This window comes from Mucilaginibacter gracilis (assembly GCF_003633615.1).
Classification (GTDB): domain Bacteria; phylum Bacteroidota; class Bacteroidia; order Sphingobacteriales; family Sphingobacteriaceae; genus Mucilaginibacter; species Mucilaginibacter gracilis.
Map to the genome: position 1 here is coordinate 2113872 of NZ_RBKU01000001.1, position 26198 is coordinate 2140069.

25 protein-coding genes and 1 pseudogene are annotated in these 26198 nt (G+C 41.8%); 17 read left to right on the forward strand and 9 right to left on the reverse strand.

The window, feature by feature from the left end; translation table 11 throughout:
* Nucleotides 1–12 precede the first annotated feature (12 nt).
* Nucleotides 13–1674 carry a SusD/RagB family nutrient-binding outer membrane lipoprotein gene (locus BDD43_RS09120; RefSeq protein WP_121197390.1) on the forward strand — a complete coding sequence of 554 codons (1662 nt, stop codon included), beginning with the start codon at nucleotides 13–15 and terminating at the stop codon, nucleotides 1672–1674.
* Nucleotides 1675–1700: 26 nt separating this feature from the next.
* Nucleotides 1701–2516, forward strand: coding sequence for a DUF4397 domain-containing protein (locus BDD43_RS09125; protein ID WP_162847010.1), 816 nt, complete (start codon nucleotides 1701–1703; stop codon nucleotides 2514–2516).
* Between the two features lie 250 nt (nucleotides 2517–2766).
* Here BDD43_RS09125 and BDD43_RS09130 read toward each other — a convergent pair whose 3' ends face one another.
* Entirely contained in the window at nucleotides 2767–4089 is a 1323-nt protein-coding gene (locus BDD43_RS09130; RefSeq protein ID WP_121197392.1) for an amidohydrolase family protein, read from the reverse strand.
* A gap of 18 nt (nucleotides 4090–4107) precedes the next feature.
* Nucleotides 4108–7221, reverse strand: a complete 3114-nt coding sequence (locus BDD43_RS09135) for an amidohydrolase family protein (RefSeq protein WP_121201939.1) — start codon at nucleotides 7219–7221, stop codon at nucleotides 4108–4110.
* A 142-nt stretch (nucleotides 7222–7363) separates the two neighbouring features.
* On the opposite strand from BDD43_RS09135, the gene BDD43_RS09140 reads away from it, so the two are divergent.
* The 6 genes from BDD43_RS09140 to BDD43_RS09165 all read left to right on the forward strand — a co-directional run bounded on the left by BDD43_RS09140 (nucleotide 7364) and on the right by BDD43_RS09165 (nucleotide 11992).
* Nucleotides 7364–7810 (forward strand): cytochrome B, encoded by a 447-nt coding sequence (locus BDD43_RS09140; protein WP_121197393.1) that lies wholly within the window; start codon nucleotides 7364–7366, stop codon nucleotides 7808–7810.
* Nucleotides 7811–8032: 222 nt separating this feature from the next.
* Nucleotides 8033–9442 carry an anthranilate synthase component I family protein gene (locus BDD43_RS09145; protein WP_121197394.1) on the forward strand — a complete coding sequence of 470 codons (1410 nt, stop codon included), beginning with the start codon at nucleotides 8033–8035 and terminating at the stop codon, nucleotides 9440–9442.
* A gap of 49 nt (nucleotides 9443–9491) precedes the next feature.
* Nucleotides 9492–9845, forward strand: coding sequence for a four helix bundle protein (locus BDD43_RS09150; RefSeq protein ID WP_121197395.1), 354 nt, complete (start codon nucleotides 9492–9494; stop codon nucleotides 9843–9845).
* A 53-nt stretch (nucleotides 9846–9898) separates the two neighbouring features.
* Nucleotides 9899–10474 (forward strand): anthranilate synthase component II, encoded by a 576-nt coding sequence (locus BDD43_RS09155; protein WP_121197396.1) that lies wholly within the window; start codon nucleotides 9899–9901, stop codon nucleotides 10472–10474.
* A gap of 114 nt (nucleotides 10475–10588) precedes the next feature.
* Nucleotides 10589–11371, forward strand: coding sequence for an indole-3-glycerol phosphate synthase TrpC (gene trpC / locus BDD43_RS09160; RefSeq protein WP_121197397.1), 783 nt, complete (start codon nucleotides 10589–10591; stop codon nucleotides 11369–11371).
* 120 nt (nucleotides 11372–11491) lie between these two features.
* Complete coding sequence (locus BDD43_RS09165) at nucleotides 11492–11992, forward strand: peptidase associated/transthyretin-like domain-containing protein (protein ID WP_121197398.1); 501 nt, start codon at nucleotides 11492–11494, stop codon at nucleotides 11990–11992.
* 60 nt (nucleotides 11993–12052) lie between these two features.
* Here BDD43_RS09165 and BDD43_RS31050 read toward each other — a convergent pair.
* Nucleotides 12053–12258, reverse strand: a pseudogene (locus tag BDD43_RS31050) (PhnA domain-containing protein).
* A 112-nt stretch (nucleotides 12259–12370) separates the two neighbouring features.
* Here BDD43_RS31050 and hflX point away from each other — a divergent pair.
* The 6 genes from hflX to BDD43_RS09200 all read left to right on the forward strand — a co-directional run bounded on the left by hflX (nucleotide 12371) and on the right by BDD43_RS09200 (nucleotide 18860).
* Nucleotides 12371–13555, forward strand: coding sequence for a GTPase HflX (hflX, locus tag BDD43_RS09175; protein WP_121197399.1), 1185 nt, complete (start codon nucleotides 12371–12373; stop codon nucleotides 13553–13555).
* A gap of 58 nt (nucleotides 13556–13613) precedes the next feature.
* The gene (locus BDD43_RS09180; protein WP_121197400.1) at nucleotides 13614–14699 is read left to right on the forward strand and encodes an alginate lyase family protein; all 1086 of its coding nucleotides are present in this window, start codon (nucleotides 13614–13616) and stop codon (nucleotides 14697–14699) included.
* Between the two features lie 200 nt (nucleotides 14700–14899).
* Nucleotides 14900–17605, forward strand: coding sequence for a DNA gyrase/topoisomerase IV subunit A (locus BDD43_RS09185; RefSeq protein ID WP_121197401.1), 2706 nt, complete (start codon nucleotides 14900–14902; stop codon nucleotides 17603–17605).
* Nucleotides 17606–17707: 102 nt separating this feature from the next.
* Entirely contained in the window at nucleotides 17708–18025 is a 318-nt protein-coding gene (locus tag BDD43_RS09190) for an RNA recognition motif domain-containing protein (RefSeq protein WP_121197402.1), read from the forward strand.
* Nucleotides 18026–18340: 315 nt separating this feature from the next.
* Entirely contained in the window at nucleotides 18341–18547 is a 207-nt protein-coding gene (locus BDD43_RS09195; RefSeq protein ID WP_121197403.1) for a hypothetical protein, read from the forward strand.
* A complete protein-coding gene (locus BDD43_RS09200) occupies nucleotides 18537–18860 on the forward strand; it encodes a type II toxin-antitoxin system RelE/ParE family toxin (protein ID WP_121197404.1) in 324 nt (107 codons plus the stop codon). Before BDD43_RS09195 ends, BDD43_RS09200 begins: the two co-directional genes overlap by 11 nt.
* Nucleotides 18861–18922: 62 nt before the next feature.
* On the opposite strand, the gene htpG is transcribed toward BDD43_RS09200, so the two are convergent.
* The 5 genes from htpG to BDD43_RS09225 all read right to left on the reverse strand — a co-directional run bounded on the left by htpG (nucleotide 18923) and on the right by BDD43_RS09225 (nucleotide 23381).
* Nucleotides 18923–20806: a molecular chaperone HtpG gene (htpG, locus tag BDD43_RS09205; protein WP_121197405.1), complete on the reverse strand. Its 1884-nt coding sequence runs from the start codon at nucleotides 20804–20806 to the stop codon at nucleotides 18923–18925.
* Between the two features lie 210 nt (nucleotides 20807–21016).
* The gene (locus BDD43_RS29960; protein ID WP_162847011.1) at nucleotides 21017–21169 is read right to left on the reverse strand and encodes a hypothetical protein; all 153 of its coding nucleotides are present in this window, start codon (nucleotides 21167–21169) and stop codon (nucleotides 21017–21019) included.
* Between the two features lie 196 nt (nucleotides 21170–21365).
* On the reverse strand, nucleotides 21366–21587 hold the full coding sequence (locus BDD43_RS09215; RefSeq protein ID WP_121197407.1) for a VF530 family protein: 222 nt from the start codon (nucleotides 21585–21587) through the stop codon (nucleotides 21366–21368).
* A 91-nt stretch (nucleotides 21588–21678) separates the two neighbouring features.
* Nucleotides 21679–22572, reverse strand: coding sequence for an Rpn family recombination-promoting nuclease/putative transposase (locus BDD43_RS09220; RefSeq protein ID WP_121197408.1), 894 nt, complete (start codon nucleotides 22570–22572; stop codon nucleotides 21679–21681).
* Nucleotides 22573–22643: 71 nt separating this feature from the next.
* Nucleotides 22644–23381 carry a phytanoyl-CoA dioxygenase family protein gene (locus BDD43_RS09225; RefSeq protein ID WP_121197409.1) on the reverse strand — a complete coding sequence of 246 codons (738 nt, stop codon included), beginning with the start codon at nucleotides 23379–23381 and terminating at the stop codon, nucleotides 22644–22646.
* 57 nt (nucleotides 23382–23438) lie between these two features.
* Between BDD43_RS09225 and BDD43_RS09230 the strand changes: the two genes are divergently transcribed.
* The 3 genes from BDD43_RS09230 (at nucleotide 23439) to BDD43_RS09240 (ending at nucleotide 25753) form a co-directional block, all read left to right on the forward strand.
* Nucleotides 23439–24035, forward strand: a complete 597-nt coding sequence (locus BDD43_RS09230) for a hypothetical protein (RefSeq protein WP_121197410.1) — start codon at nucleotides 23439–23441, stop codon at nucleotides 24033–24035.
* A gap of 41 nt (nucleotides 24036–24076) precedes the next feature.
* Nucleotides 24077–24742 carry a hypothetical protein gene (locus tag BDD43_RS09235; protein ID WP_121197411.1) on the forward strand — a complete coding sequence of 222 codons (666 nt, stop codon included), beginning with the start codon at nucleotides 24077–24079 and terminating at the stop codon, nucleotides 24740–24742.
* A gap of 66 nt (nucleotides 24743–24808) precedes the next feature.
* Entirely contained in the window at nucleotides 24809–25753 is a 945-nt protein-coding gene (locus BDD43_RS09240) for a Smr/MutS family protein (protein WP_121197412.1), read from the forward strand.
* Between the two features lie 48 nt (nucleotides 25754–25801).
* On the opposite strand, the gene BDD43_RS09245 is transcribed toward BDD43_RS09240, so the two are convergent.
* A complete protein-coding gene (locus BDD43_RS09245; RefSeq protein WP_147425596.1) occupies nucleotides 25802–26134 on the reverse strand; it encodes a hypothetical protein in 333 nt (110 codons plus the stop codon).
* Nucleotides 26135–26198 lie beyond the last annotated feature (64 nt).

A 26198-nucleotide genomic window follows, 5' to 3' on the forward strand; every position in this document is an offset into this window, starting at 1 on the left:
GGAGAGAATAAAATGAGAAACATATATAAATTATTAACCATAACAACGGCTTTACTTGCTACAGCTTCGGGCTGTACAAAATACCTTGATATCAACTCAAATCCGGTGGTACCACAGATTGTGAAAGCGGAGTTACTTTTACCGCCGATAGAATACCAAATGTGTAACGGGACCGAGCAGGATTATACCAGATCGATATCAAAATTAACGCAAAATATGGCAGGCGTTGATGCATCAAGCGTTGCTACATATTACTGGGAACAACACGGATACCCTGGTGCAAGTGATGTAGGCGGTGTGGTTTGGCGGATGGTGTATTTTGATTTGGGTATTAACCTGGAAAACCTGATTAAAGATGCTGTTGCCAATCAAAAATATGAATATGCCGGGATTGGTTATGCTATCAAGGCATGGGCCTATCAAATAGGTACTGATGAATACGGCCCGCTAAATATTACCGATGCTTTTACAGCAGGCCAGTTAACTTATAGTTATCAGGATCAGCCCGATGTGTATGCCAAGGTGAGGGAATGGGGTAACTTATCTGTTAAGTATATGAACATGACAAGCCCTGTTAATTATGCGCCAACGCTACAAGCAACTGCTACAGGTGATGGAATTTATAAAGGCGATAAAACCAAATGGAAGAAATTTGTTTATGGCTTATTTGCGTTACAATATGGGCACTTAGTTAATAAAGCCGAGTACAAAACACAGTATGCCGATAGCGTTGTTAAATATGTAGGTTTATCGTTGGCTAACGAAACCGAAGATGCATCTATATATTTTAACGCTGCTACTTATGTAGATGCCAATCCGCTTGGGCCACTTAATGCAGGTACTTCAAATACAGGCTTATTAAATTCAAGTACAGGTTATGGCAGGCAAACAACAACTATTTTAGGTTTGCTAACCGGTGGTGTTAGGGGAACACCTACACCAAGTCCTACTACATCTTTAGATCCACGCTTAAGCCGGTTTTTAACACCAGGGCTTGCTGTGTCCGCATCGAATCCTACTTCCAATGGTAGCCCCATTTACAATGCTGTAACTCCAACCTTGGGATCCAACCTTACAACAGAGCCTACTGTATTGGGTTATTTACCATCGGGGCAAACCTATTATAACGGTAAATATATTTTTACCGATAAGGCCCGCTACCCTATCATGACGTATTCGCAATTGCAATTTGCTTTGGCAGAGGCTTATTTTATTAAGAATAGTAATGTGGGCAATACAGCCGCAGTAACGGCATACAGAAATGGTATTTCGGCCACGTTTGATTTTTATAATCAGTACGGCCGTACTGCGCTTACCCCAGATGCTGCAATATCAACAACCGAAATAAGCAATTATATGGCATCCAGCGAAGTAGTGCAATTGGCTAGCCCAACAGACCTTACGATAGCCGATATTATGCAGCAAAAGTATATTGCCCAATGGGGCTGGGCCGGTACCGAAACCTGGTGCGATTTGCGGAAATATAAGTATAGCCCAACCGTTTTCCGTACCTATTATCAAATACCAACTGCTACACTAATGTTTGGTAAATATGCTTACCGTAACAGGCCTCGTTATAACTCAGAGTATGTATGGAATGCGGCTGCGCTTAATGCAATTGGTGGTTTAGCACCAAATTACAATACTGTGGAAATGTGGTTTAGTCAACCCTAATTATTTAAGTGATAAAAATGATCAGAATGAAAAAGAAAAGTTCAATTATAGCTATCTGCGTTATTAGCCTGATTGCTATCATCGTTGGCTGTGGCAAGGCTGTGATACATTATGGCGATATAACATTGTTGGATGATAACCACGCTACTATTAAAATAAATAACGAATCAATGTATGCCAATGCCCGTACAGTTTTTTACAAAATAAACGATCAGCGCATAAGTGGGTTATTGCCTGCCCGATCACCATTCCCTGGTGGCGGTTATAATACTGGTGGTAATAGCACTGCTGATGTTTTAGAGGTTCCTTCAGGAGCAGTTAAGTTTTCGATGGTAATGCCACATAAGTTTGATAACGGAACAGATTCGGTGGTATTGTATAGTACTACTTTGCAGTTAACAGGTAATACCAGTTACACATTACATACCGCTGACACAGCAGCAAACACGCAAAGTGTGTTAATTAAAGAAAACCTGGCGTTAGCAGATTCCGGTTCGGCCCGGTTCCACTTTGTAAATTTAATGCCAGCCACACCCGCAGTAGATATATACTACGGTGCCAGTGCCGCAACCGCTGCCGACCAAAGTTCGGATACGTTGCTGGTTAGTAATTTGCAGTTTATGCAAAATAGTCCGGATGTGGTATTGAAAATTGTAGGTGCAAACCGTATTTGGAAGGTACGTGCAGCTGGCGCGGCTAAAACAGCCGCGGCTGTTATCTCTTCGTATACAAGTACAAACGTGCCAGCAAGTACGCGTGTTTATGTAGGTTTTGCAATAGGATATGTAGGTAAAACAACAGCAGCACAAAAGCCTTATGTTTCATTTATGCTGCTCCGATGACCGTATACTTGTAGACAGTTAATGTGCGGGTTGCGAAATTCCGGCTTTAATAGTAGTGTTTGATTAATATAAGTGTTTTGTAAAGAGCCGTCTATAAGTAAAATTATAGGCGGTTTTTTTGTGGCTCATAACGGTTGATGAATACACAGTTGATAGGCAAAAATTAAAGCCAGCGGATACACAAGCACCATATCAAGCAATAAAAGCTGCCCCAAAGGCGGCTTTTATTGCTTGATATGGTAATTATATCTTAATCGGCCTTTACGCCGTATTTATCGGCAAACTTGCGGTATAGTTGTTTGTGCAGGTTATCGAGGTTAATGTCGCGGCCCTGGATGAAGGCGGTTTGTACGTCGATGGTTATCATGTCCAAGGCGTCCCCGGCTGAGATGAACAGGTTGGCGTCTTTACCGGTTTCGAGGGTTCCGGTTGTTTTGTCGATACCTAAAATTTTGGCGTTGTTAATGGTTATCATAGCTAGTGCCTGCTCTTTGGTTAGGCCGTAGCTTACTGCCTGCCCGGCCTCAAAAGGTAAGTTGCGCTGGCGCCAAAAGCCTGTGCCTGTTAGGCCATACATTACACCTGCATCCTGTAAAATGTGGGGTAATTTGTAGGGCAGGTAAACGTCGTCTTCGTCGCGTTCGGGTACGGTTTGGGTTTCACGGATGATGACGGGTACATTGTTATCCCGCAAAATGTTGGTTACCAGGTACGACTGTTTGCCGCCAACAATAACTTCCGAAAGGTTAAATTGCTTGGCAAACTTTACGGCCTGCACAATCTCTTTAGCACCATCGGCAATTACAAACAGCTTTTTGCTGCCGTTAAATAAACCCCTCATGGCCTCAAAGCGGATATTGGTTACTTCGGGCTTGGCAAGTTCGTTATAGGCTTTGGCCTGGGTAAAAAGGTTAACAATGTTATCAATAGCTTTTTGGGCGCGTTCGGCCGGGGTTTCCTGCGGTGTTGTTGTAGCTGCTGCGCGGCGGCCCCCACCAAAACCACGACCGCCACCTGCGCTCGGCCAGTTTAGGTGCACGGCTATATCTTTTTTATAAGCGGCATCTTCCCAGTTCCAGGCGTCCAGTTGCACAACAGACGATTCGCCCGAAATTAAGCCGCCGCTTGGTGTTGGCTGCGCCAGCAAAATGCCGTTAGAACGGACGGTTGGTATCACCTTAGAATCGGTATTATAAGCCACTAACGACCGCACGTGAGGGTTAAGATCGCCGGTTTCGGCATCATCAATGGTGCCACGGGCACCTTCTTCTATCTCAACTAAGCCCAGTGTAGTTACCGGGCAAATAAAGCCAGGGTAAACCTGTTTGCCTGTGGCGTTAATAACTTCGGCACCGGCGGTATTTGGTGCTTTGCCTTCGCCAATGGCGGTAATTTTGCCTTTATCGAAGGCGATGTAACCGTTGTTGATGACCTGCCCGTTACCAACATGGATGGTTGCGCCCGTAATTACGATGGGTTTTGATTGTGCTTTTGCCGGCGAAATATTGGCCTGCGCATGGGCGAGGGCTGTGCCGAGCAATAATCCCCCTAAACTTAATATGGTTTTTTTCATGATTATTTTAACTGTGGATTATTGATTTTTTTGAGCTGCATGTAATATGGCGCGTTGTTTTACATCTTGTATGTAATCGTCCTCAACTACAAATTGGTCCTCTTCCAGGGTTTCACATTCGTATGCGCGGCGGCGGTTAAACGCTGGCCTTTGTGTAGATGCACCACCGTTTTTAGCCTCGATCATTTTTTGGATCAAACGGCCCGACTCGAGTTTCATGGCTCTTTGGTTTTCGGCATCTTTTGATAAATCCCAATACGGTATACCGTCAACATATGTTTTCTCGGCAACGGCGTAAATTGATAACGGGTCGGTTGACCATACAACCAAATCGGCATCTTTACCGGGTTTAATGCTGCCAATGCGGTTATCCACATGCAGCATTTTGGCGGGGTTAAGGGTAACCAGTTTTAAAGCTTCTTCTTCGCTCATTTTGCCGTAAGTTACGGCTTTGCCAGCTTCCTGGTTTAAGCGGCGCGCCATTTCTTCATCGTCGGAATTGAAGCCAGTAACCAGGCCAACCTCGTGCATCAGCTTGCCATTGTAGGGTATAGCTTCGGCAACTTCGTTTTTGTAGGCCCACCAATCGCTAAAGGTAGAACCCGCAATGTTGTGAGCCTTCATTTTATCGGCAACCTTATAGCCTTCCAAAATGTGGGTAAAGGTATTGATGTGGAAGCCCATAGAATCGGAAACATGCATCAGCATATTCAATTCCGATTGTACGTAGGAGTGACAGGTAATGAAGCGTTTATTATCCAAAATTTCAACAATGGCGTCCAGCTCCAGGTCGCGGCGCACGGTATTATCTTTAACGGCGCGTGCAGCTTTGTACTCTTTTGCGCGGGTAAACTCGTCGATATAAACTTCCTCAACGCCCATACGGGTTTGCGGGAAACGGGGGTTGGTATTGATACCGCCGTTGTTGCTGCCCTTTACGTTTTCGCCCAGGGCAAATTTGATAAACCCGTCCGAGCCTTCAAACTTCATTTCATCCGGCAATACACCCCAACGGTGTTTAATTAGCTGAGTTTGGCCCCCAATTGGGTTAGCCGAACCGTGCAGTATGTGCGAAGTGGTTACGCCACCCGCTAACTGGCGGTAAAGGTTAATATCGTCGGCATCTAAAACATCTGCAATACGCACCTCGGCACTAACGGCCTGGGTACCTTCGTTTATACCGCCGGTTGCTGCAATGTGCGAATGCTCATCAACAATACCCGCGCAAATGTGCTTGCCCGTAGCATCTACAATTTTGGCGTTGCCCGCAGCAAGGTTTTTGCCCACGGCTTTTATTTTGCCATTCTCAATCAATACATCGGTATTGGTTAGTATACCTTGTTTTTCGTTTGTCCAAACGGTGGCATTTTTAAATAATACGGTTTCGGCTTTAGGCAACACGGCGTTACCATAAGCTACAAAAGGGTAAATTACCGGGCCAACAGTTAAGTTGGGTTTAACTGCTGCGGCAGCATCCGCAGCTCCACCACCGCGACGGCCACCTCCAAAACCACCTGCGGGTACAGGGCCGGTATAGGTGGCTGTAAAGGTGCTATTGGCACCATCGGGCATTACTGCCGTCCCTTTAAACGTTATGGGCGATGTAGCTGATATATAGCCCGACAACCGGATGATACCTGCAGGTTTGCTTTTAAAATCAAAATATAAACCTACAATATCCCCCCCTCGGGTAAAAGTGCCGGTTACCATTGCACTGTCGGCACCCGAGCGTAAAACGCTTGCGGTATAGGTTCCGGGTGTGCCGCTTAACCTTAAAGTGGTGTTAGCCAGGCCATCGCCGGTAATGGTATATGTTCCGCGCAGGTCGGCTACATCCATACGGCTCACTACGTATTGGCGGCCCTCTATCCAGTTTTCGTAAATAATGTTATCAGCCTTAAAAAGACTGTCGGACGTGATGAGGAAGTTGGCCATTTTGCCTTTGCCCAAGGTGCCCACCTTATCTGCAATGCCCAGCATTTCGGCGGGGATTGTGGTTAGCGAGCTTAAGGCTTGCTTTTTGCTCAAACCTAAATCGATAGCTTTTTTAAGGTTAGTCCAAAAATCGCGGGCATTGGTTATACCGTATGAAGTTATGGCGAACTTAACACCCGCTTTTTCGAGCGCGGCAGGGTTGGTTGGTGCCAGTTCCCAATCTTTCAATTGCTCAAAACTTACGTTGCGGGCATCAATAGGATCCTCAACATCATAAGGGGCAGGGAAAGTTAGCGGGATAATAAAGGCCGAACCGGTTGCTTTAACGGCATCAATGCGCCTGTACTCTTTACCCTCGGTTTTAAATAGATATTGCTTGCCAAACTCCTTGCCTATTTTGGCCGCGCGCAGTACGCTGGCCACATCGTTAACTTCAAATAACTGGGGTAAGCTTTGGGTTTTGTTAAATTCGTCTAACGATATATTGTACTCTTCCTTTTGGTTTTTATACCATTGGGCATCATAGTAAGTTTGGCGAAGCAGGGCCACGCAACCCATTAACGACGATGGGTAATTTGTTGCCGCCGTGCCTTTACTAAACGAATAATTGGCTGCCGACTGGTCGTTTAGCATCACCAGGTTATCGCGCTCGTCGCCCAAAGTAACGGCTGCCGAGGTTCCGCGGGCAATACCATCACGAATGATAGATTGTACGGTACCAAATCCATTTTTTTTCAAATCGACAGATTGCGTCGCATCTGCATGGAAAACTGCTTTTACATTCATTTCGGGCTTTATAGCTTCGTTCCAACCATAAGCACCAGCTTTGGTAGAATTGGGTACCGATGTGCGTACACCGCTAAAACCACCGGCGCCAAAAGCCTGCCGTGCAGTTTCGGGCGTGCCGTAAGTAGTAAAGGCATCAACAAGCGAGGGGTAAACAAATTTGCCCTTTAAATCAACAACAATATATCCTTTCGGGATAGGGATACCCGCTCCAACGGATTCGATAACCCTGTCTTTAATAAGTAAAGTGCCGTTGTTAATGGTTTGATCGGCGCTTACCACAATGGTTGCGTTGGTAAAGGCATACAAGCCGGGGCGCACGTCCCAGGCGCCATTAACCTGGTAGGTTTGCTGCGCCTGCGTATAAAACGCCATTAAAATGGCGAAGCAAAAAAGTAAAGTTTTTTTCATTATGAGGTCAGTTTTAAACCCGAATATATCTTTAAAAATCAATAATTTATTGCAATTTGTTGTTGATAATACTTTTGTTACAAGCACGGCAAAATGCAGTCAATAGATATTTCTTGTATATTCGCATCAAACAATAATCAACATGAACGCTTATAGCTTTTTTAAATATTTCCATTCGGGTTTCAGGTATGTGGTGGTGGTTTTGGTATTGCTGGCCATATTGCAATCAATAGCCGGCTTGCTGGGTAAAAAGCCCTATACCAACGGAAACAGGCTTATAAACCTGTTTGCCATGATATCTGCACATACACAATTGCTTTTAGGGGTAGTGCTTTATTTTTTAAGTCCGTTTGTGGAGTTTAGCAGCCAAACCATGAAACAGCCCGACACCCGTTACTGGACGGTTGAACATTTAACCATGATGCTTTTTGCAATTGTTTTAATAACAATTGGCCACAGCCGATCAAAAAAAGCGGTATTGCCCGAGCTTAAGCACCGTGCCGTATTGATATTTTATGGCTTGGCCCTGTTGGTTGTAATAGTGGCTATCATTCAAAGCCACAGGTCATTATTTGGCATTTCGGCATAAAATATTTAATATAAAAATTTGCGCTTTCAAAAAACTTTATAAATTTGCGCCACAATATGATACAAATCTCAAATAACCTTTATTGGTGGCACCACATAGTGGCAGCCGGATGATTTGTGATCTATTGGAAAATATCTAATCAATTTTAAACCTAATAGTGAACCCGGCGAAACCCATCGTCGGGTTTTTCTTTTATATCATATTTTAATACGAATAAAAAAAATGGCAAAATATAAATTAACAACAACCTACAAAAAGCTGCTGGCCGATACCACAACGCCCGTAAGCATATACCTACGCTTGCGCGATGTTTTCCCCAATGCCTTATTGTTAGAAAGCTCCGACTACCACAGTCGCGAAAACAGCCTAAGCTATGTTTGCTGCGACCCGATAGCCGGATTGATATTGAACAACGGCGACTTGCAAACCCAATACCCCAACGGTACTACCCAAACCGTTGAAAAGGGCGGCTTTGAGCTGGTTAAGCAAATTGAAGATTTTATTGCTGCCTTTGAAGCCGACGAAACACCATTAAAGGTAATATCCAACGGGTTGTTTGGCTATTTTACCCACGAAGCAGTTGAGCATTTTGAAACTATACGCCTCAAGGTAGTTGCCGACGATATAAAAAAAATCCCCGAAATGCAGTACCATATTTACAGGTACATTATTGCTATCGATCATTTTAAAAACGAGCTGTATATTTTCCATAACCAGTACGATGGCGAAGCCAACGAAGGTGGCTTGCAGAAAGTTGAGTTTTTAATAAAGAACAAAAACTTCCCCGAATATAACTTTGAAACCAACGGCCAGGAACAATCAAACCTTACGGATGATGAATTTAAGGCGATGGTTGAAAAAATGAAAACGCATATTTATCGCGGCGATGTTTTCCAGATTGTACCCTCGCGGGCTTTTTCTACCCCGTTTTTGGGCGATGAGTTTAATGTGTACCGGTCGTTACGCTCTATCAACCCTTCGCCATATCTGTTTTATTTCGACTATGGCAATTTCAGGATATTCGGGTCGTCGCCCGAAGCACAGATCACCATTAAAAACCGTACAGCAAGCATATTCCCGATAGCCGGAACTATTAAACGGACAGGCAACGATGAGAGCGATATTATAGAGGCCCGCCGTTTGGAGAACGACCCCAAAGAATCTGCCGAGCACGTGATGCTGGTTGATTTGGCCCGTAATGATTTAAGCCGCCATTGCGAAAATGTAGAGGTTAAAACCTTTAAAGAAGTTCAATACTATTCCCATTTAATCCATTTGGTATCGCACGTAAGCGGGAAATTGAAGCCGGGTGTTTCGTCGTTTAAAATTGTGGCCGATACCTTCCCGGCTGGTACGCTAAGCGGTGCGCCCAAATTTAGGGCAATGGAAATTATTGACGAGAACGAAAAAACCAAACGCAGCTTTTATAGCGGTGCCATAGGTTACCTGGGCTTCAACGGCGATTTTATCCACGCTATAATGATACGTTCGTTTTTAAGTAAAAACAATGTGCTGCATTACCAGGCGGGAGCAGGCATAGTTGCCGATTCGGTAGCCGAAAGCGAACTACAGGAAGTAAACAACAAAATTGCCGCCCTACGCAAAGCAATTGATATGGCGCAAACTATTTAATGGGAAGTATCAAGTAGTTAGTATCAAGTATCACGACCGAAGAATAAGGATGCATAATTTTAAAGAACTTAAAGTTTGGCAAGCTGGTATTCAATTATCAAAGTCCATTTTTATATTAACTAAGACATTCCCTAACGATGAAAAAATTGGTTTGGTATCGCAAATGAACAGGGCAGCGGTTTCTATACCTTCAAATATTGCCGAAGGTTGTGGAAGAAAATCCGGCAAAGAGCTCCACCAATTTTTGAATATTGCTTTAGGCTCGGCATTTGAATTAGAAACGCAATTGATAATTGCAAAAGAGTTTGATTACATTAACAATGAAACATTAAATACCACCTGTAACTTAGTTACAGGTATACAAAAGATGATATCCGGCTTGCAAAAAAGTATAGCCATTTAATATAAAGTGAGATTCAGTAAAAAAATCTTGATACCAACTACTTGATACAAAATATGGAACCTAAAATATTAATAATAGATAATTACGATTCGTTTACTTATAACCTGGTGCATTTGGTTAATGAGCTTGGCCTGGAATGCGAGGTTTGGAGAAACGATAAATTTGCAATGGAAGATGTGGATAGGTTTGATAAGATTATCCTGTCGCCGGGGCCGGGCATCCCGTCAGAGGCTGGTTTATTGCTCAAAGTGATTGAGCGATATGCGCCAAGCAAAAGTATTTTTGGCGTTTGCTTAGGCCAGCAAGCTATTGCCGAAGTTTTTGGCGGCTCACTCCATAACCTAAGCCGCCCTATGCACGGCATCGCTACGCCTATTAAGGTAACCGATACCGCCGAAGTACTGTTTGCCGGTTTGCCCGATGTTTTTAAAGTAGGCCGTTACCACTCGTGGGTAGTATCAAACGAAGGCTTGCCTGCCGAATTGGAAATAACTGCCATTGACGAACAGGATGGCTCAATTATGGCACTAAGGCATAAAACCTACGATGTACGCGGCGTGCAGTTTCACCCCGAATCGATATTAACCGAGTTTGGTAAGGAGATGATGGGGAACTGGTTAGCCCCCTAACCCCCTAAAGGGGGAACTAATATGCAAACAAGAAACATAGAATTTAATTAACCAATAAAAACGCTAATCAAAAGCTCCCCCTTTAGGGGGCGGGGGGGGCTGTGCTTGAGACTTATGAACATACTCGATAAAATAGTTATCAATAAAAAAAAGGAAGTAGCCGTAGCTAAGGCTAATGTATCAGTTGCACAATTAGAGCAATCGCCGGCGTTCAATCGTGAAACGTATTCCTTTCGGGATTTTTTACTGGCGCCCAATCGTACCGGCATTATAGCCGAATTTAAACGCCGCTCGCCATCAAAGGGCATAATTAACGATAAGGTATCGGTTGAAGATGTAACTACGGGTTATGCCTCCGCAGGAGCATCGGCATTGTCCGTTTTAACCGATACCGATTTTTTTATGGGTGAGCAGATAGATTTGCTAAACGCGCGTGCTGTAAACAAGATACCCATCCTCCGTAAAGATTTTATGATAGATGAGTACCAGCTTATAGAGGCCAAAGCCTGGGGAGCAGATATTATATTGCTGATAGCGGCCATACTGACACCTGCGGAAATTAAATCGATGTCGGCCCTGGCAAAAAGTTTGGGTTTGAATGTGCTGCTGGAGGTTCATAATTTAGAAGAGTTGCAACGCAGCATCACGCCTAACCTAACAGCCATTGGCGTAAACAACCGTAACCTGGCCGATTTTACCGTTTCGGTAGAAACATCATTTCAATTATTTGAGCATATACCTGCCGAGTTCCTCAAAATATCCGAAAGCGCCATCAGCAATACCGATACCATTAAGCAGCTAAAAGCAGCAGGCTTTAACGGCTTTTTAATTGGCGAAAATTTTATGAAGGAGGCTGACCCGGGAGCGGCGATGAAGGAATTTGTGAAGGGGTTGTAATTTATTTCTGAATTTAGAAATATTAAATTTTTGTGATACTTTACGAAAAGTTTAAATATTATTGGCATTAAGTTTAAATTGTATAAATATATTTGAGTTAACTTAAACTTTATAATTAGAATGAAACTATTCTTAACCAAAACATTATCTGCCCTTTTACTTTTTGTTGTTTTATTAAACTCTGGTTGTGCTACCATTTTTGGCCACAGCAAGTACGCGGTAACTATAAACAGTAACCCACCCGCTTCTACCATTACCATTACAGACAGGAAAGGTGTTGAAGTTTTTAAAGGCGTAACACCTGCCACCGTTACTTTACGCTCAAGTGCCGGATACTTTTCGAGAGGAATATATCAGGTTAAATTTCACCTAACCGGTTACGAAGATAGAACTGTTTCAATAGAAGGAAGTTTAAATGGGTGGTACATTGGTAACATATTAATTGGTGGCGTAATAGGTATGCTAATTATTGACCCGGCAAGTGGTGCTATGTATAAAATAGAAGATAAAGAAATCAATCAAACATTGCAATCAAGTACTCATGCGCAGGCTTCGTTAGATATATTAGATATCAAATCGTTATCAGCCGAAACACAAAAAAAATTAGTTAAGATCAACTAACCGTTTCAAGTGTTGATAAGAAGGCTATTTGATTTGTCAAGTAGCCTTTTTTGTTTTCATTTAGTTCTTCTTCTTCAAATAAATCGTTTTCAAAACCATCGTACTTTTACCTACTTTACATTCTATCGAGTCGGGGCTTTTGGTAAGGCGGATGTTTTTTATCACGTTCCCATCTTTAAGGGCACAGGCTGGTCCTTTACATCCAGTGTTTTGGTTAACAATACCGAATCGCCATCGGCCAATAGGCTTCCGTCTTCAGCATCCATAAGCTTAAATTTTTGCGGGTAACGGTACTTAATTATCCCACACTTAAAACAAATACATACCAATACGCTGTTAATCAAATTGCGTACTTTTGTAAACTGAATATATTTTTTAATGAAGCCAAAATTTTATGATACTGCTGTGAAGCAGGAGAAGGCAGTTCTGATAGGTGTTATAACACCCGATGCAAGTGCCGAACAAGCTAAAGAATACCTTGACGAATTGCAGTTTTTAGTACAAACAGCAGGTGGCGTAACTGTGGGTACCTTTACCCAAAAAATGTTAAGGCCCGAGCGTTCAACCTTTGTAGGTACGGGTAAGCTGGAAGAGATTAAAGCGTTTATTGATGCCGAAGAAATAGATATTGCCGTTTTTGACGATGGGCTTTCGCCTTCGCAACTGCGTAATATTGAAAATGAGTTACAGATTAAAATACTCGATCGTAATAACCTGATATTGGATATTTTTGCCGCCCGCGCGCAAACATCGCAGGCGCGTACCCAGGTTGAACTGGCGCAACTACAATACCTGTTGCCGCGCCTAACCCGCTTGTGGACCCACTTAGAGCGCCAAAAAGGCGGTATTGGTATGCGCGGACCGGGTGAGTCGCAAATTGAGACAGACAGGCGTATCATCCTGAACAAAATATCGCTGTTAAAAGACCGCTTGAAACTGATTGACAGGCAAAATGAAACACAGCGCAAAAACCGGGGGCAATTAATTCGTGTGGCATTGGTGGGTTATACCAACGTTGGTAAATCAACCATCATGAACATGATCTCAAAATCGGAAGTGTTTGCCGAGAACAAGCTATTTGCCACGCTGGATACTACGGTGCGTAAAGTGGTTATTGATAACCTCCCTTTTTTACTGTCAGACACGGTTGGTTTTATCCGTAAGTTACCGCATAGTTTGGTCGAATGCTTTAAATCAACCTTAGACGAGGTTCGCGAAGCCGATATTTTGCTGCACGTGGTTGATGTTTCGCACCCCAATTTTGAAGATCAGATTAAAACCGTTAACGAAACCCTTAAAGAGATTGGGGCTATAGATAAGCCCGTTATTACGGTATTTAACAAAATTGATGCCTATAAACCAATCCCGGTAACGCCATCAGAGCCTGAGCTGAAACTAACGCTCAACGATTTTAAACAAAGCTGGATGGCAAAAAATAACAGTCCGGCTATATTTATTTCGGCCTTAAACAAGGAGAACATTGAAGAGTTTAGGAGCATGGTATATGAGCATGCAAAAGCAGCACATACCGAACGTTACCCCTACGACAATCTTTTATATTAACGGGCGTTAAACCATTGGTGTTATTTGCTGTCGAAGTAACACCTAAATCTAAAGCCCAATGATGAAAAAATTATTGCTCGTTACGTTACTATTGCTTCCTGTGCTTGTAAACGCGCAATACGTGGGCTTAAACGATAAAGAAGTACAAAGCCTGAAAGACTTGATAGGTAATGATGCAAGCGTTAAACAACTTTACAACCAATACCAAACACTTGCCGATGTTGCCGTAAACGTTAACCCTAACCCTATTGATACCATTCGTTCCGAAGGCTTATTAAAGGGCAATCCAAAAAAAACAGCTACTGCTTATGCCATGCGCGATATGGGTAAAATGTATGCCCTTGCCATTGTTTACCGCGTTAGCGGCGAAAAAAACTATTTAACAAACCTTGGGGCCTACTTAACGGCTTGGGCCAAAGTTAACACCGGTCGGGGCGACCCTATTGATGATACCGGGTTAGACCAGGCCATTGAAGCCTACGACCTGGTTAAGGCTAAACTAAAACCAAACGATAACGACCTTATTGTAAAGTGGTTTAAGCAAACCGCCGATGCCGAAATTGAAGGCCATAAAAAAGGCATGAACAAAGAAACTAGTTATAACAACTGGAACTCGCACAGGCTTAAAATTGTTGCAATGATTGCTTACGCGATAAACAACAACGAGTATAAAAAATATGTTGACGAAGACCTTAAACGCCAGTTAGAAAAAAACCTGATGCCCGATGGTTCTAGTGTTGATTTTAAACTGCGCGATGCCCTGCATTACCACGTTTACGATTTGGAGCCTTTGCTTAAACTGGCCATTATACTAAAACGCGCAACCGGGGTTGACGAATACGCGGCTGCCACGGCAAGCGGAGCATCGATTAAAAAATCGGTAGAGTGGGTGGTGCCTTACATAACCGGGCAAAAAACACACGGCGAATTTGTAAATTCGACAGTTAAGTTTGACCAGGCCCGCGCCCAAAATGGCGAAGCCGAATACAAGCCCGGCACTTTATGGGATGCTAAAAATGGCTATAAAACACTGGCACTGGCAGCGTATTTTGATCCGCAATATAGCAACACCTTAAAAACGGTTAAGGCAACCACCAATGATTATAGCGATTGGCAACTGGTGTTAAATAAGGTTACGCAGTAACTTACAACAAATTATCACTTTGAGTAATCCAGGGGTTTAGTAGTTCTAAGCCCCTGGTCTTTTAATGGGTTTAGGTGTAGATTACTGAGATAGGATTATAGGAGAGGATGGTGAAAATGCCAATATGTTTATAATTTTCAATTCAGAATTTGGGCTTTAAGCCTTACCTTTACCAATTAATAGCATTTTTTATTTAATTGATGAGCGAAGAAAAAAGTCCGGATAGCGAAAAATTACATAACATAACCTCACTGGATGGCCTGTACGAAAACTGGTTTTTAGACTACGCATCATACGTAATTCTGGACCGCGCAGTTCCGCATATTTACGATGGGTTAAAGCCCGTACAGCGCCGTATACTTCACTCGCTGAAAGAGATGGACGACGGGCGCTTTAACAAGGCTGCCAATGTGATAGGTAACACCATGAAATATCACCCGCACGGGGATGCTTCTATTGGTGATGCAATGGTGCAGATAGGACAAAAAAACCTGATGATTGATTGCCAGGGTAACTGGGGCGACCCGGTAACCGGCGATTCGGCAGCGGCACCGCGTTATATTGAGGCACGCTTATCCAAATTTGCTAACGAGGTTGCTTTTAATGCCGATACCACCATATGGCAATCAAGCTATGATGGGCGTAACCGCGAGCCTATCACACTACCCATTAAGTTCCCGCTGCTGCTTGCGCAGGGAGCCGAAGGTATTGCAGTTGGTTTAGCAACCAAGATATTACCGCATAACTTTATCGAGCTGCTGGATGCATCAATAGCTGTATTAAACGGTGTGCGCCCTAATTTAATGCCCGATTTCCCTACAGGTGGCCTTGCCGATGCGTCTAACTACAACGAGGGGCAACGTGGTGGCAAAGTAAGGGTAAGGGCACGTATAGCCGAGCGCGATAAAAAAACACTGGTAATTACCGAAGTGCCTTTTAGCACCACAACCGGCAGCCTGATGGAAAGCGTGGTGGCGGCTAACGATAAAGGTAAAATCAAGATCAAAAGCATAGTTGACCATACCTCTAAAAATGTAGAGATATTGATTAACCTGGCACCCGGCATATCGCCCGATGTAACTATTGATGCCTTGTATGCCTTTACAGATTGCGAAATATCAGTATCCCCCAATACCTGTATCATCCATGATGATAAGCCGCGCTTTATGAGCGTGAACGATATGCTTACCGAAAGCACGCATCACACCAAAGGTTTATTAAAACAAGAGTTAGAGATACGTTTAAATGAGCTGAAAGAAAAGATATTTTTTAGCACCCTGCTCAAAATTTTTATACAACAAGGCATGTATAAAAACCCGGCCTACGAAACGTCGGCCAATTTTGAGGGTGTTGTTGAGGTATTGAATAAGTTATTTGAGCCTTTTTTTGCTCAATTTTACCGTGTTATTGTAGCCGAAGATTACAAAAAGCTTATTGATAAACCAATGAGCAGCATTACACGCTTTGACGTTAAAAAGGCCGATGAGCAGATGAAGACCCTCGAAAATGAAATTAAAGAGGTAACCCATCATTTAAAGCACCTTAATGATTATGCCATTGCCTGGTTTCAAAAACTGAAAGATAAATACAGCAAGGGCCGCGAGCGTAAAACCGAGTTGCGTACGTTTGATAGGGTTGAAGCATCGCAGGTGGCGTTGGCTAACGCCAAACTATACGTTAACCGTAACGATGGCTTTATAGGCACGAGCCTTAAAAAGGATGAGTCGGTACAGTTCGTGTGCGATTGCTCGGATCTGGACGAGATCATCGTTTTTCGCGAAGACGGCAAATGTTTGGTAACCAAGGTGCAGGATAAAACTTTTGTTGGAAAAGATATTATACACGTAGCGGTATTTAAAAAGAACGACGAGCGCACCGTTTATAACCTCATCTACAAAGACGGTGCTACCGGTACATCGTATGTTAAACGTTTTTCGGTTTTGGGCGTTACGCGCGATAAGGAATACGATTTAACCAAAGGCGGCAAAGGTTCGCGCATATTATACTTTAGCGCCAACCCTAACGGCGAAGCCGAGATAGTTAATATACAGCTTAAACCGCACTCTAAATTAAAGAAACTACAATTTGACCAGGACTTTGCCGAATTAGCCATAAAAGGCCGTTCGTCTATGGGTAATATTATTACTAAGTATCCGGTTAAAAAAATCACATTGAAATCAAAGGGTATCTCAACCTTATCGGGGCGTAAAATATGGTATGACGATATTTTGAAACGCCTTAATGTTGATGGTCGCGGCAAATATTTGGGCGAGTTTGATGGCGACGATAAAATATTGACTGTTTTAAATACAGGTGTTTACGAGCTTACCAGCTTTGAGCTAAGCAATCACTTTGATGATAAGATGATTTTGATTGAAAAGTATAATCCCGAAAAGGTTTATACGGTTATTCATTACGAAGGGAAATCAAAAAACTACTACGTAAAACGCTTTTTGTTTGAGCATGTGGCCATTGGCAAGCAAACCAGTGTAATAAGCGACGAGAACGGATCAAAACTTTATCTCATATCGGCAGCGGCGCAACCCATTGTTAAGGTTGATTTGCTTAAAGGTAAAACCCTGATACCCGAAACCATAGAAATAAACCTGGCCGATGCTATTGATGTAAAGGGAATGAAGGCGCAGGGCAACCGCCTATCACCGCATGATGTTAAAACGATTGAACTGATTGCCGAGCACGACGATGAAGAAGACGTGCCCGACCCCGTAGCCGAAACTCCGCTTAGCGAAGTAGTAGCCGCCGAAAAGGCCGATGACGAAGCCGAAAAGGAAATTACCGGCGATGATAGCGGGCGTGAAAGCAAGCCTGCAAAAAAGATAGATTTGGAAATAACTAATCCGGATGATTTGGATATTGACGATACCGGCCAAATTGGTTTATTTTGATTTGTTAAAGCTTGTTACTCACAATATTGTTACCGATAATAACACTACAATTACAATTGGCCCGCTTGTAATGCTTACCTTTGTTAAAACTTTTAAATTTTAATGAAGATATTTATTGCAGGACTACCATTCCAGGTTGGGGAAGAAGAACTAACTGCCGTTTTCGGTGATTTTGGGCATGTAAAATCACTAAGGATAGTTAAAGACCGCGAAACCGGACAAAGCAAAGGCTTTGGTTTTGTTGAAATGACAAACGATGACGAGGCTAAAGAAGCTATAAGTAATATGGACGGAGCCGACTACTATGGCCGCAGAATTTCTGTAGCTGAGGCGGATGATAAACCAAGAACCGGCGGAGCCGCTGGTGGTGGCGGATTCAAACGTTCGGGAGGCCAGGGCCAAAAGAACTTTAACCGTTAAAAACAAAAAGCCTTTCGAAATTAAATCGGAAGGCTTTTTTCATTATTGACAGCCGCAATCAGCGGTCAATATTATAAGATTTAACTCAATCCTACCTAATTGTTGCTCTTTTCCTCTTGTGCTAACTCTTGTAGTATCTGGTTTAATTCGCCATCTTTATAACACAATATTTGGTGAATGAAACTTTTTAATAATAACGAGTTGGTAACACTAATTATTGGCGCTACTCGCAATAGTGTTCGGTCTATTATTGAAACGCACTGGTAATGATAAAATATGATTTGGAATTATTAAATTTGAATAAAATAGGAAATCATGAAAGTGCTGTTAGACATAAAGGATAGTAAAGCTTCTTTTGTTATGGAGTTGTTGGATAGCCTGCCTTTTGTTAAGGCTCAGGAACTAACAGAATCTAAAGCATTATTAATGAAAGAAATGAAAGAGGCTGTAGAGGAAATGAAATTAATTAAAGCAGGCAAAAAGGAAGCGCGCAATGCAGACGATTTTTTGAATGAGCTATAATGTTAAAACTATTGCCGTTTTTGAAAGGCAAGCGAGGCGGCTTCTAAAGAAATACATTTCGCTTAAGAAGGAGCTAAATACTTTAATTCAAGATTTAAAGGAAAACCCCGAGCAGGGCAACTATATCGGTAGCGGGTGCTACAAAATTAGGTTGGCTATCGCATCTAAGCAAAAGGGCAAATCAGGCGGCGCAAGGGTTATTACTCATATTGTAGTTAACGACCAATCAGTTTACCTGATCTCAATTTATGATAAATCCGAAAAGGAGAATCTGACAGATAAAGAACTTCAGGAGTTATTAAAAGGACTTTAACTTCTAACTAAAAAAGGCCATTCCTTCCGGAACAGCCTTTCTCAAACTAAAATCTGAAACTTTTATATCAAACTAACGCTTCTGTTAACAAACTCTGTTAACTCGGGGCCGGTTAACATACCTTGCGAAAGCAGGGCTAAATCAAACGCTTGTTTAGCTAATTGGGTTTGCTCTTCTTCGGTTTCGGCTTGTGCTATACGGCTTATTAATTTGTGGTTACCGTTTATCGATACCTTGTAGTTGTCGGGCATCGAGCCGTAAAAACTCATACCGCCACCCATTGCAGCCATATCTTTCATGCGGCGCATAAACTCGTCCATAGTTACGGTTACCGGTAACTCATCGGGGTTAAGGCTTTCAATTTCAACCTTAAAGTTGGCTTTGGCTACGGCTTTATCAAATATGGCTTTAACTTTGGTTGATTGCTCTTCGGTTAACACGTGTGCCGGTGCATCTTCCTTTTTAATCAGCTTGTCAACAACATCGGCATCAACACGTTTTACCGTAGTTTTTTCCAGTTTTTGCTCTAACTGTGCTACAAAGTGATTATCGATAGGCGAATTCATCAACAACACATCGTAATCCTTTTTATTGGCCGATTGGATAAAGGTATCCTGTTTAGCCGGGTCGTTAGTGTAAAGGTAAACTGTAGTGCCGTCTTTATCGGTTTGGTTTGGTGCTACCTTGGTTTTGTATTCATCTAAAGTAAAAAACTCTTTTTTGGTGTTGGTTAACAAGGCAAAGTCTTTAGCTTTATCATAAAACTTTTCTTCGCTTATCATACCGTATTTAACAAACAGGCCAATATCCTCCCACTTTTCTTCGTAGGCTTTGCGGTCGCTTTTAAATAGTTCGCTTAGTTTATCAGCTACTTTTTTGGTGATGTAGTTGTTAATCTTTTTAACGTTACCATCGGCCTGTAAAAAGCTACGTGATACGTTCAACGGAATATCCGGCGAATCAATAACACCGTGAAGCAACATCAAAAATTCGGGAACAATGTCTTTAACCTCATCGGTAATAAATACCTGGCGCGAAAATAATTTGATCTTGTTTTTTTGTATCTCAAAATCGTTTTTCACCTTAGGGAAATACAATACGCCGGTAAGGTTAAACGGATAATCAACATTAAGGTGTATCCAAAATAGCGGGTCTTCCGAGAAAGGATATAACTCTTTGTAAAAATCAAGGTAATCTTCATCCTTCAGGTCGGCAGGAGCCTTGGTCCAGATGGGGCTGGTGTTGTTGATGATGTTATCAGTTTCAACCTCAATATATTTTGCTTTGCCTTCAGCATCTTCGCCATCGGGTTCCCTGTCGGTATTGGTGCCAAATTTAATACGTACAGGCAAAAATTTGCAATACTTATCAAGTATGGTTTGTATGCGTCCCCGGTCTAAAAACTCTTCACCATCGGCGTTAATGTGTAATATAATGTCGGTGCCGCGGGTGGTGCGGTTGCCTTCGCTAATTTCAAATTCGGTGCTGCCGTCGCATATCCAGCGGGCCGGTTCAGCACCGTCCTGGTATGAAAGGGTTTGTATCTCAACCTGATCGGCAACCATAAAGGCAGAGTAAAAGCCAAGTCCAAAGCGGCCAATAATCTCGTTAGCATCTTTGGCATCCTTAAACTTCTCCATAAACTCGGTTGCTCCCGAGAAGGCAATCTGGTTAATGTATTTCTTAATCTCGTCGGCAGTCATACCCAAACCATTGTCGGATATGGTAATTGTTTTTGCCGCTTCATCAAAAGCAACTTCAACCTGCAACTCGCCAAGTGTACCGTTGTATTGGCCTAACGATGCCAGGCGTTTTATTTTTTGGGTGGCATCAACAGCGTTTGAAACTAACTCGCGCAGGAAAATCTCATGGTCGGAGTATAAAAACTTTTTAATGATCGGGAAAATATTCTCGGTATGTATCGAGATCGTTCCTTTTTCTTGCATAACTATTTGTGTTTTTTAATTTAAATTTTTGTACTGTTAGGCTATTAACAAGGGCCGTTCCAAAGCGGTTTATTTGTCAAATTGGCAGAATAAGTTATTCGGGTTATTGGCCGTTGGCTTTCCTTCATTTTAATTTCATCTTGCGTTACGTAATTTGTATTGTTAATTAATTATTACGTTTAACACCCACTTTTTTACATGTATATACAATTACCTAAATATTTTAAGTATGAAAACTATACTATTATTGGGTGTGTTGTTTTGCTGTTTATACTGTGTGGTGGCAAAGCCTACGCGCAAAGTGTAGGCGCCCCAATCGTTAACATTACATTTGGCACTGGTACAGCCTAAATGCTGGTGCATTACTATATAGTTATACCTATGGCTTGGCCATACGGAGTTATTCAACCGGGCTCACTTAGTTTTACCGGTTTAAGTGGCTGCAACAAACTTTGCTTTGCCCGCCAATATATCAACTGTAATTATACAAATGACAAACAGATAAACCCAAAGCACGGGCGTGGTACTTTATCAGGGGAGGTAACTATAACGAGGTAGGTTATTTTTGAGGCATTTGTAAATATAGCTCTTCCACCTTTTTACGGGCCCAATCTGTTTTTCGTAAAAATTTGAGGCTCGATTTTATGCTAGGGTCGTTATTAAAACAATTGATGTTGATAACCTTACCCAAACGTTCCCAACCATGGTATTCAACCAGGTGGGTTAAAATTGTTTCGAGGGTTTTACCATGCAGCGGGTTGTTGGCTTGTTGAGTTGGCATGTTGCAAAGGTAAAAAATATGTAATGGAGTTTTCGTCTTTACACATCAGCAAACAATTAACCAGGAGATGGGCAGCAATATATTGAAATGCTTAAAGGTTCTCTATTTCTTCAACAGATAGTTTAGTGAACTTCGAAATTTGTGACACAGGCAATCCGTCTTTTTTCATTTCACGGGCAATATTCTTTTTTTCTTCTAATGCTTTCAAGCGTTCTTCTTCACGGGCTTTTGCATCGGCTTCCTTCACGGCATAGTCCAACACATTCTTGTTATCCCATTTATATTTTAAACTGCTATCGTACATCGTCTTTTCTTCCTTTGTCAGGTTTGTATATTCAGCAATACTAAATAATTTTTCAAATACTGGTTTCCGAAGATAAGTAGGGATTTTGTCCATCCGCTTCATGTTTTTAATTACATAAAGCCACCTGTCTAAATCGGTTTCCAGTTCGGTATCTGCTTTCACAAAGTTAATTAATTCAATATAAGTATAACCCAGTTTGTCGTAAAATATTTCGCCTGTATCTCTGTTACACAGGCAAATATCCTGTAGGTAAGTATTTGTGCGGCCCTCGTTAAGGGTAAAGTCTTCTAGCAGGGCAATCAAATATACTTCGGATATGTTATAGCCCCAGGCACTCCGTTTACCCTTTGGTGCTTGGTTGCTAATAAGGCGCGATGTATAAAACAAAGTCCTTTCTTTAAAATACCCTTGTTTTGCCCTTTGTACTTCAATTAAAAAATGTTCACCACCATCTCCTGTGCAAAGCAAGTCAAATATGGCTGCACCTTCGTCTTTTAAATCGCCGGGGTGTTCATTTTTATTGTATACTAAATCAACAATATGTTTGCGCCCCCTAAATACCTCGTTTAAAAAGGCAATCAGTAAATCTTTGTTTGGCTCGCTACCAAATATTTTTTTAAAGGCAAAGTCAACTAAAGGATCAATGTATTTGCCTATTGCGGGCGGTTGGCTATTGGGCATAAACAAAGATAAAAGTTTATACCGTTAGCAAATCAGCAATTTTCCTCAAACTGCCCGATATGGCAAGTATGTTAATGGTTTTCATGATAGTTGTATTTTTCGGCCCAATTAATTGGTGGCGGCAGTTCGCTGTTACTAAACTCAATATGAATAACACGCCTTGGCTCACTATTGGTACTCCTGTTTGAGGCATGTAACAACAAGGGGCTCATTACCATAACGCCGCCTTTGTTTACCTGGCAAATTTCTTCGCTTTCGGCGGCCCAATCAATAGCGTCGGGTCGATAAATGCCTTTAAGGTTTGAGCCTTTAACTACTTTTAAGGCACCATTGTGTTCGTCGGTATCGTCAAGGTGTATTCTTATGGTAAAGTTATTTTGCAGTATTGCCAATGGCGGTTGTACCGCAAACTGGTTTTGCTTTACTGTCCAGGCGCTAAATCCGGCTATTTCGGCTTTGCGATCTACCGAAATTGTTAAATCCTGATGATAAGCCACAAACCAGTTTGATTGAGGCGGTTTATCAAAGTAAATAGCCTTGGTAACAAAATAGCCTTCGCCAAATAGCTGGCTTATAATCGCTTTTAGTTTGTCATTAAAAATTAACGGCAAGGCCTTGGGTACCGCTTTGAAAAATTGCCTTATGGCAAACAAATCCGCTGTTTTACGGAACGTATCCTTATTTGGCGGAGTATTATCAATTATATTAAGCAAAGCTTCAACATGGCCATAGGTGTAAACATCATTAATAATAATAAAGCCCTGGTTATTTAACTGGGTTGTTAATGCTGTTGCTTCTGTTTTTACCATAAATATCACCGCTATTTCGCGGCTAATATATTACCTTGCAATAGCAATTTTATTAGCATGCAAAAAATATTTGGTTTTATTACCTTGGGTTTACTGGTGCTGGCTGTAGGCAAAGTTTACGCGCAGCCAGGTGTGGGCGCAACTTATATAGGCGATTACAGCAAAATGCAGTCGAAGGAATCGGCAGATAAAGAGATGGAAAATGCTAACTGGATATACCGCTTGCAAAACCTAAAAAACAGCAAGTTTAATTTTGTAGTAACCATGAAGGATAATTCGGTGCGGGCAATACGATCTAAAATATATGTAGATAGCGTCAACAACAAAACATACCTGCTTGACGCCGAAAGCAAGCAAAAAATATATTGCAATCAAACCCAAAAAATAAACCGGGGCGATGCCGTTACCGGGATGGCTACCGATAGTTGCTGGCTGTTTAAAATTGTAAGTGGGAAGATAAACGCCTACTCTTTTCTTTCGGAAAGTGCCGGGCCGTTTAGCCTGACGGCGTTGCAAACCGGCGACGGCCCCATAAAAAACTTTGATGCCCGCTTGCTTGAGCAAATGATTGCCGACAACCCAAAAGCGATGAAACCCTTTTTAAAAAAGGATTATTTAAAAGCAATTGAAAAATTTAACGGCGATAACAAATAGTTAACATCCAAAAACTACATTCGTTACTTAAACTTATCATAATGAAAAAAATTTACTTTGTATTTTTATTAAGCCTGTTCATCACTTCGCGAGTGATTTTGGCTCAAGCACAGGTGCCCGTTGCTTACCGGCCCGATTTTAACCGCATGATGTCTGCTCAAGCTATGCAATTTCAACAAATGTCTATGCAGCGAATGATGAATATGCGTTGGAATTATGGAATGGACTACCTGGCAAATAACAAGTACGACTACAAAGTTACCATGAAGGATAATTCGGTGATGATTATTACTTCAAAAATATATGTTGACACTACAACACATAAAAGTTATTTAGCCTACAAGGATAAAAGCCTGAAAAGATCGGATCCGAAAAGAGAAAAAAGGATATATGCAGATCAAACTTTAAAGATAAGCCGCGAGGAAGTGAACTTTCTTGACAAATTTGATGTAAACGGTATCTCGACCGATAGTTGTTGGCTATTTAAGGTTGCTAAGGGTAAAATAAACATTTACTCACACCTCTCCGAAGTGTTGCAGTTAAATAACATGTACTTGCGCGCCTTTCAGGTAGGCGACGGGCCAATTCAAAAAGTTGATTCGGCGTCGTTGTTGACAGTTATTAAGGACAACCCCAAAGCCATGAAGGCCTTTAAAAAGAAAGACTACTACAAGGCAATTAATAAGTTTAATGACGATAACAAATAGTATCGCGCAAGCAAAACAAGCTTCCCAATAATTATAGGTAAATTTGCCGCCTGAATTTATACTATTATGAAATTTAAGTTAGGCGATTTTGTGCGGTTTGTTGACGAGAAGATGGAAGGTTACATCACCACCATTATTGATGATAATATGATTGGTGTAACCGGGGAGGATGATTTTGAGATACCCGTTTTAGCCAGTAAAGTAACTACTGTGCACGGCCATAAATCAACCGCGGTTGAGAGCCAGGCTTTTGACGAGGTAAGGGTTGATAGTTCGTTGTTTGAAACGCGCGGCGTTTACCTGGCCGTTGCCACCGACCAGCGCATAGCTTCGGTAGTACATTTTTATCTGGTTAACGAAACTTCGTTCCAATTATTGGCCGCATTAACTACCGAGAAACTACATAAATTTAAAGGCGAATACGCTGGCATTATTGCACCAAAAGCGGCTGTTAAAATATATTCGGCACCTTTGCAGGATATTCAGCTTTGGCCGGTATTTAATTTCCAGATAGTTTTTTACACCACGCAAAATATAGCATTAAGTAAACCCTTAATAATTAAAGAAACCTTTAAGGCTAAAGATTTTTCGGGCACCAAAAAGGTTGTACCATTAATTAAACAACAGGCCTGGCTGATACGTTTAGACGAAGCCGAACTGGTTATTAATGCCGAAAAACTAAAGGAAAGCTTTTTTAAACCCGCCGAAGAAAAACACGAGATTGAAAAACCCGTACACGAAATAGACCTGCATATTGAAAAACTGCGCGACGATTACCAGTTTTTAAGTAATGCCGAAATGTTGAATATCCAGCTAACGGCTTTCCGCAAGGCGCTTGATGCTGCTATTGTACACAAACAACCATCCATTACATTTATACATGGCGTTGGCAACGGCACCCTTAAAAACGAGTTACACAAAATTGTTGGCAAGCACCCCCAGGTGCAAACTTTTATGGATGCCCGTAAAGAAAAATTTGGCTACGGAGCAACAAAAGTTTTATTAAAATAATTGAAGGTTTGTTTTTGTAACCGGGTGGTTACATGGTCATCAATAATGTTAAACGCCCATGTTATAATATTCTATAATGGCGTGTTGAACCAAAACTAATAAAACAAGGCCCATGGGTATAAATATAAGTGTGGCCATGCGCTTATAAAACCTGTTTTGCTTTTGTATTTGGTACGATAAAATAATGTTTACTGTAAGGTATGGTATACACACCACCATAAACCAATAAAATACAATAGCCTGTATGGTTTCTCCGTCGCCCAAAACAAAGTAATAGTATTTTAAATAGCACAAAAACAACCAAAACCCAATATATACGGCATACATAGTTGACTGTACAGGGTGGTGTTTAAATGATTTGGATAGTGTACGCTGTAACATAAATATTTAAGGGCGTTAAATTACGCATTTGTTGCCAAGTTACTTTGTAATTAAAATGATAATG

Excerpts from the sequence above, each read along its gene's own strand:
- BDD43_RS09120 (WP_121197390.1), top strand. The coding sequence starts at position 13 with ATGAGAAACATATATAAATTATTAACCATAACAACGGCTTTACTTGCT.
- BDD43_RS09125 (WP_162847010.1), top strand. The coding sequence starts at position 1,701 with ATGAAAAAGAAAAGTTCAATTATAGCTATCTGCGTTATTAGCCTGATT.
- BDD43_RS09130 (WP_121197392.1), bottom strand. The coding sequence starts at position 4,089 with ATGAAAAAAACCATATTAAGTTTAGGGGGATTATTGCTCGGCACAGCC.
- BDD43_RS09135 (WP_121201939.1), bottom strand. The coding sequence starts at position 7,221 with ATGAAAAAAACTTTACTTTTTTGCTTCGCCATTTTAATGGCGTTTTAT.
- BDD43_RS09140 (WP_121197393.1), top strand. The coding sequence starts at position 7,364 with ATGAACGCTTATAGCTTTTTTAAATATTTCCATTCGGGTTTCAGGTAT.
- BDD43_RS09145 (WP_121197394.1), top strand. The coding sequence starts at position 8,033 with ATGGCAAAATATAAATTAACAACAACCTACAAAAAGCTGCTGGCCGAT.
- BDD43_RS09150 (WP_121197395.1), top strand. The coding sequence starts at position 9,492 with ATGCATAATTTTAAAGAACTTAAAGTTTGGCAAGCTGGTATTCAATTA.
- BDD43_RS09155 (WP_121197396.1), top strand. The coding sequence starts at position 9,899 with ATGGAACCTAAAATATTAATAATAGATAATTACGATTCGTTTACTTAT.
- trpC (WP_121197397.1), top strand. The coding sequence starts at position 10,589 with ATGAACATACTCGATAAAATAGTTATCAATAAAAAAAAGGAAGTAGCC.
- BDD43_RS09165 (WP_121197398.1), top strand. The coding sequence starts at position 11,492 with ATGAAACTATTCTTAACCAAAACATTATCTGCCCTTTTACTTTTTGTT.
- hflX (WP_121197399.1), top strand. The coding sequence starts at position 12,371 with ATGAAGCCAAAATTTTATGATACTGCTGTGAAGCAGGAGAAGGCAGTT.
- BDD43_RS09180 (WP_121197400.1), top strand. The coding sequence starts at position 13,614 with ATGATGAAAAAATTATTGCTCGTTACGTTACTATTGCTTCCTGTGCTT.
- BDD43_RS09185 (WP_121197401.1), top strand. The coding sequence starts at position 14,900 with ATGAGCGAAGAAAAAAGTCCGGATAGCGAAAAATTACATAACATAACC.
- BDD43_RS09190 (WP_121197402.1), top strand. The coding sequence starts at position 17,708 with ATGAAGATATTTATTGCAGGACTACCATTCCAGGTTGGGGAAGAAGAA.
- BDD43_RS09195 (WP_121197403.1), top strand. The coding sequence starts at position 18,341 with ATGAAAGTGCTGTTAGACATAAAGGATAGTAAAGCTTCTTTTGTTATG.
- BDD43_RS09200 (WP_121197404.1), top strand. The coding sequence starts at position 18,537 with ATGAGCTATAATGTTAAAACTATTGCCGTTTTTGAAAGGCAAGCGAGG.
- htpG (WP_121197405.1), bottom strand. The coding sequence starts at position 20,806 with ATGCAAGAAAAAGGAACGATCTCGATACATACCGAGAATATTTTCCCG.
- BDD43_RS29960 (WP_162847011.1), bottom strand. The coding sequence starts at position 21,169 with ATGCACCAGCATTTAGGCTGTACCAGTGCCAAATGTAATGTTAACGAT.
- BDD43_RS09215 (WP_121197407.1), bottom strand. The coding sequence starts at position 21,587 with ATGCCAACTCAACAAGCCAACAACCCGCTGCATGGTAAAACCCTCGAA.
- BDD43_RS09220 (WP_121197408.1), bottom strand. The coding sequence starts at position 22,572 with ATGCCCAATAGCCAACCGCCCGCAATAGGCAAATACATTGATCCTTTA.
- BDD43_RS09225 (WP_121197409.1), bottom strand. The coding sequence starts at position 23,381 with ATGGTAAAAACAGAAGCAACAGCATTAACAACCCAGTTAAATAACCAG.
- BDD43_RS09230 (WP_121197410.1), top strand. The coding sequence starts at position 23,439 with ATGCAAAAAATATTTGGTTTTATTACCTTGGGTTTACTGGTGCTGGCT.
- BDD43_RS09235 (WP_121197411.1), top strand. The coding sequence starts at position 24,077 with ATGAAAAAAATTTACTTTGTATTTTTATTAAGCCTGTTCATCACTTCG.
- BDD43_RS09240 (WP_121197412.1), top strand. The coding sequence starts at position 24,809 with ATGAAATTTAAGTTAGGCGATTTTGTGCGGTTTGTTGACGAGAAGATG.
- BDD43_RS09245 (WP_147425596.1), bottom strand. The coding sequence starts at position 26,134 with ATGTTACAGCGTACACTATCCAAATCATTTAAACACCACCCTGTACAG.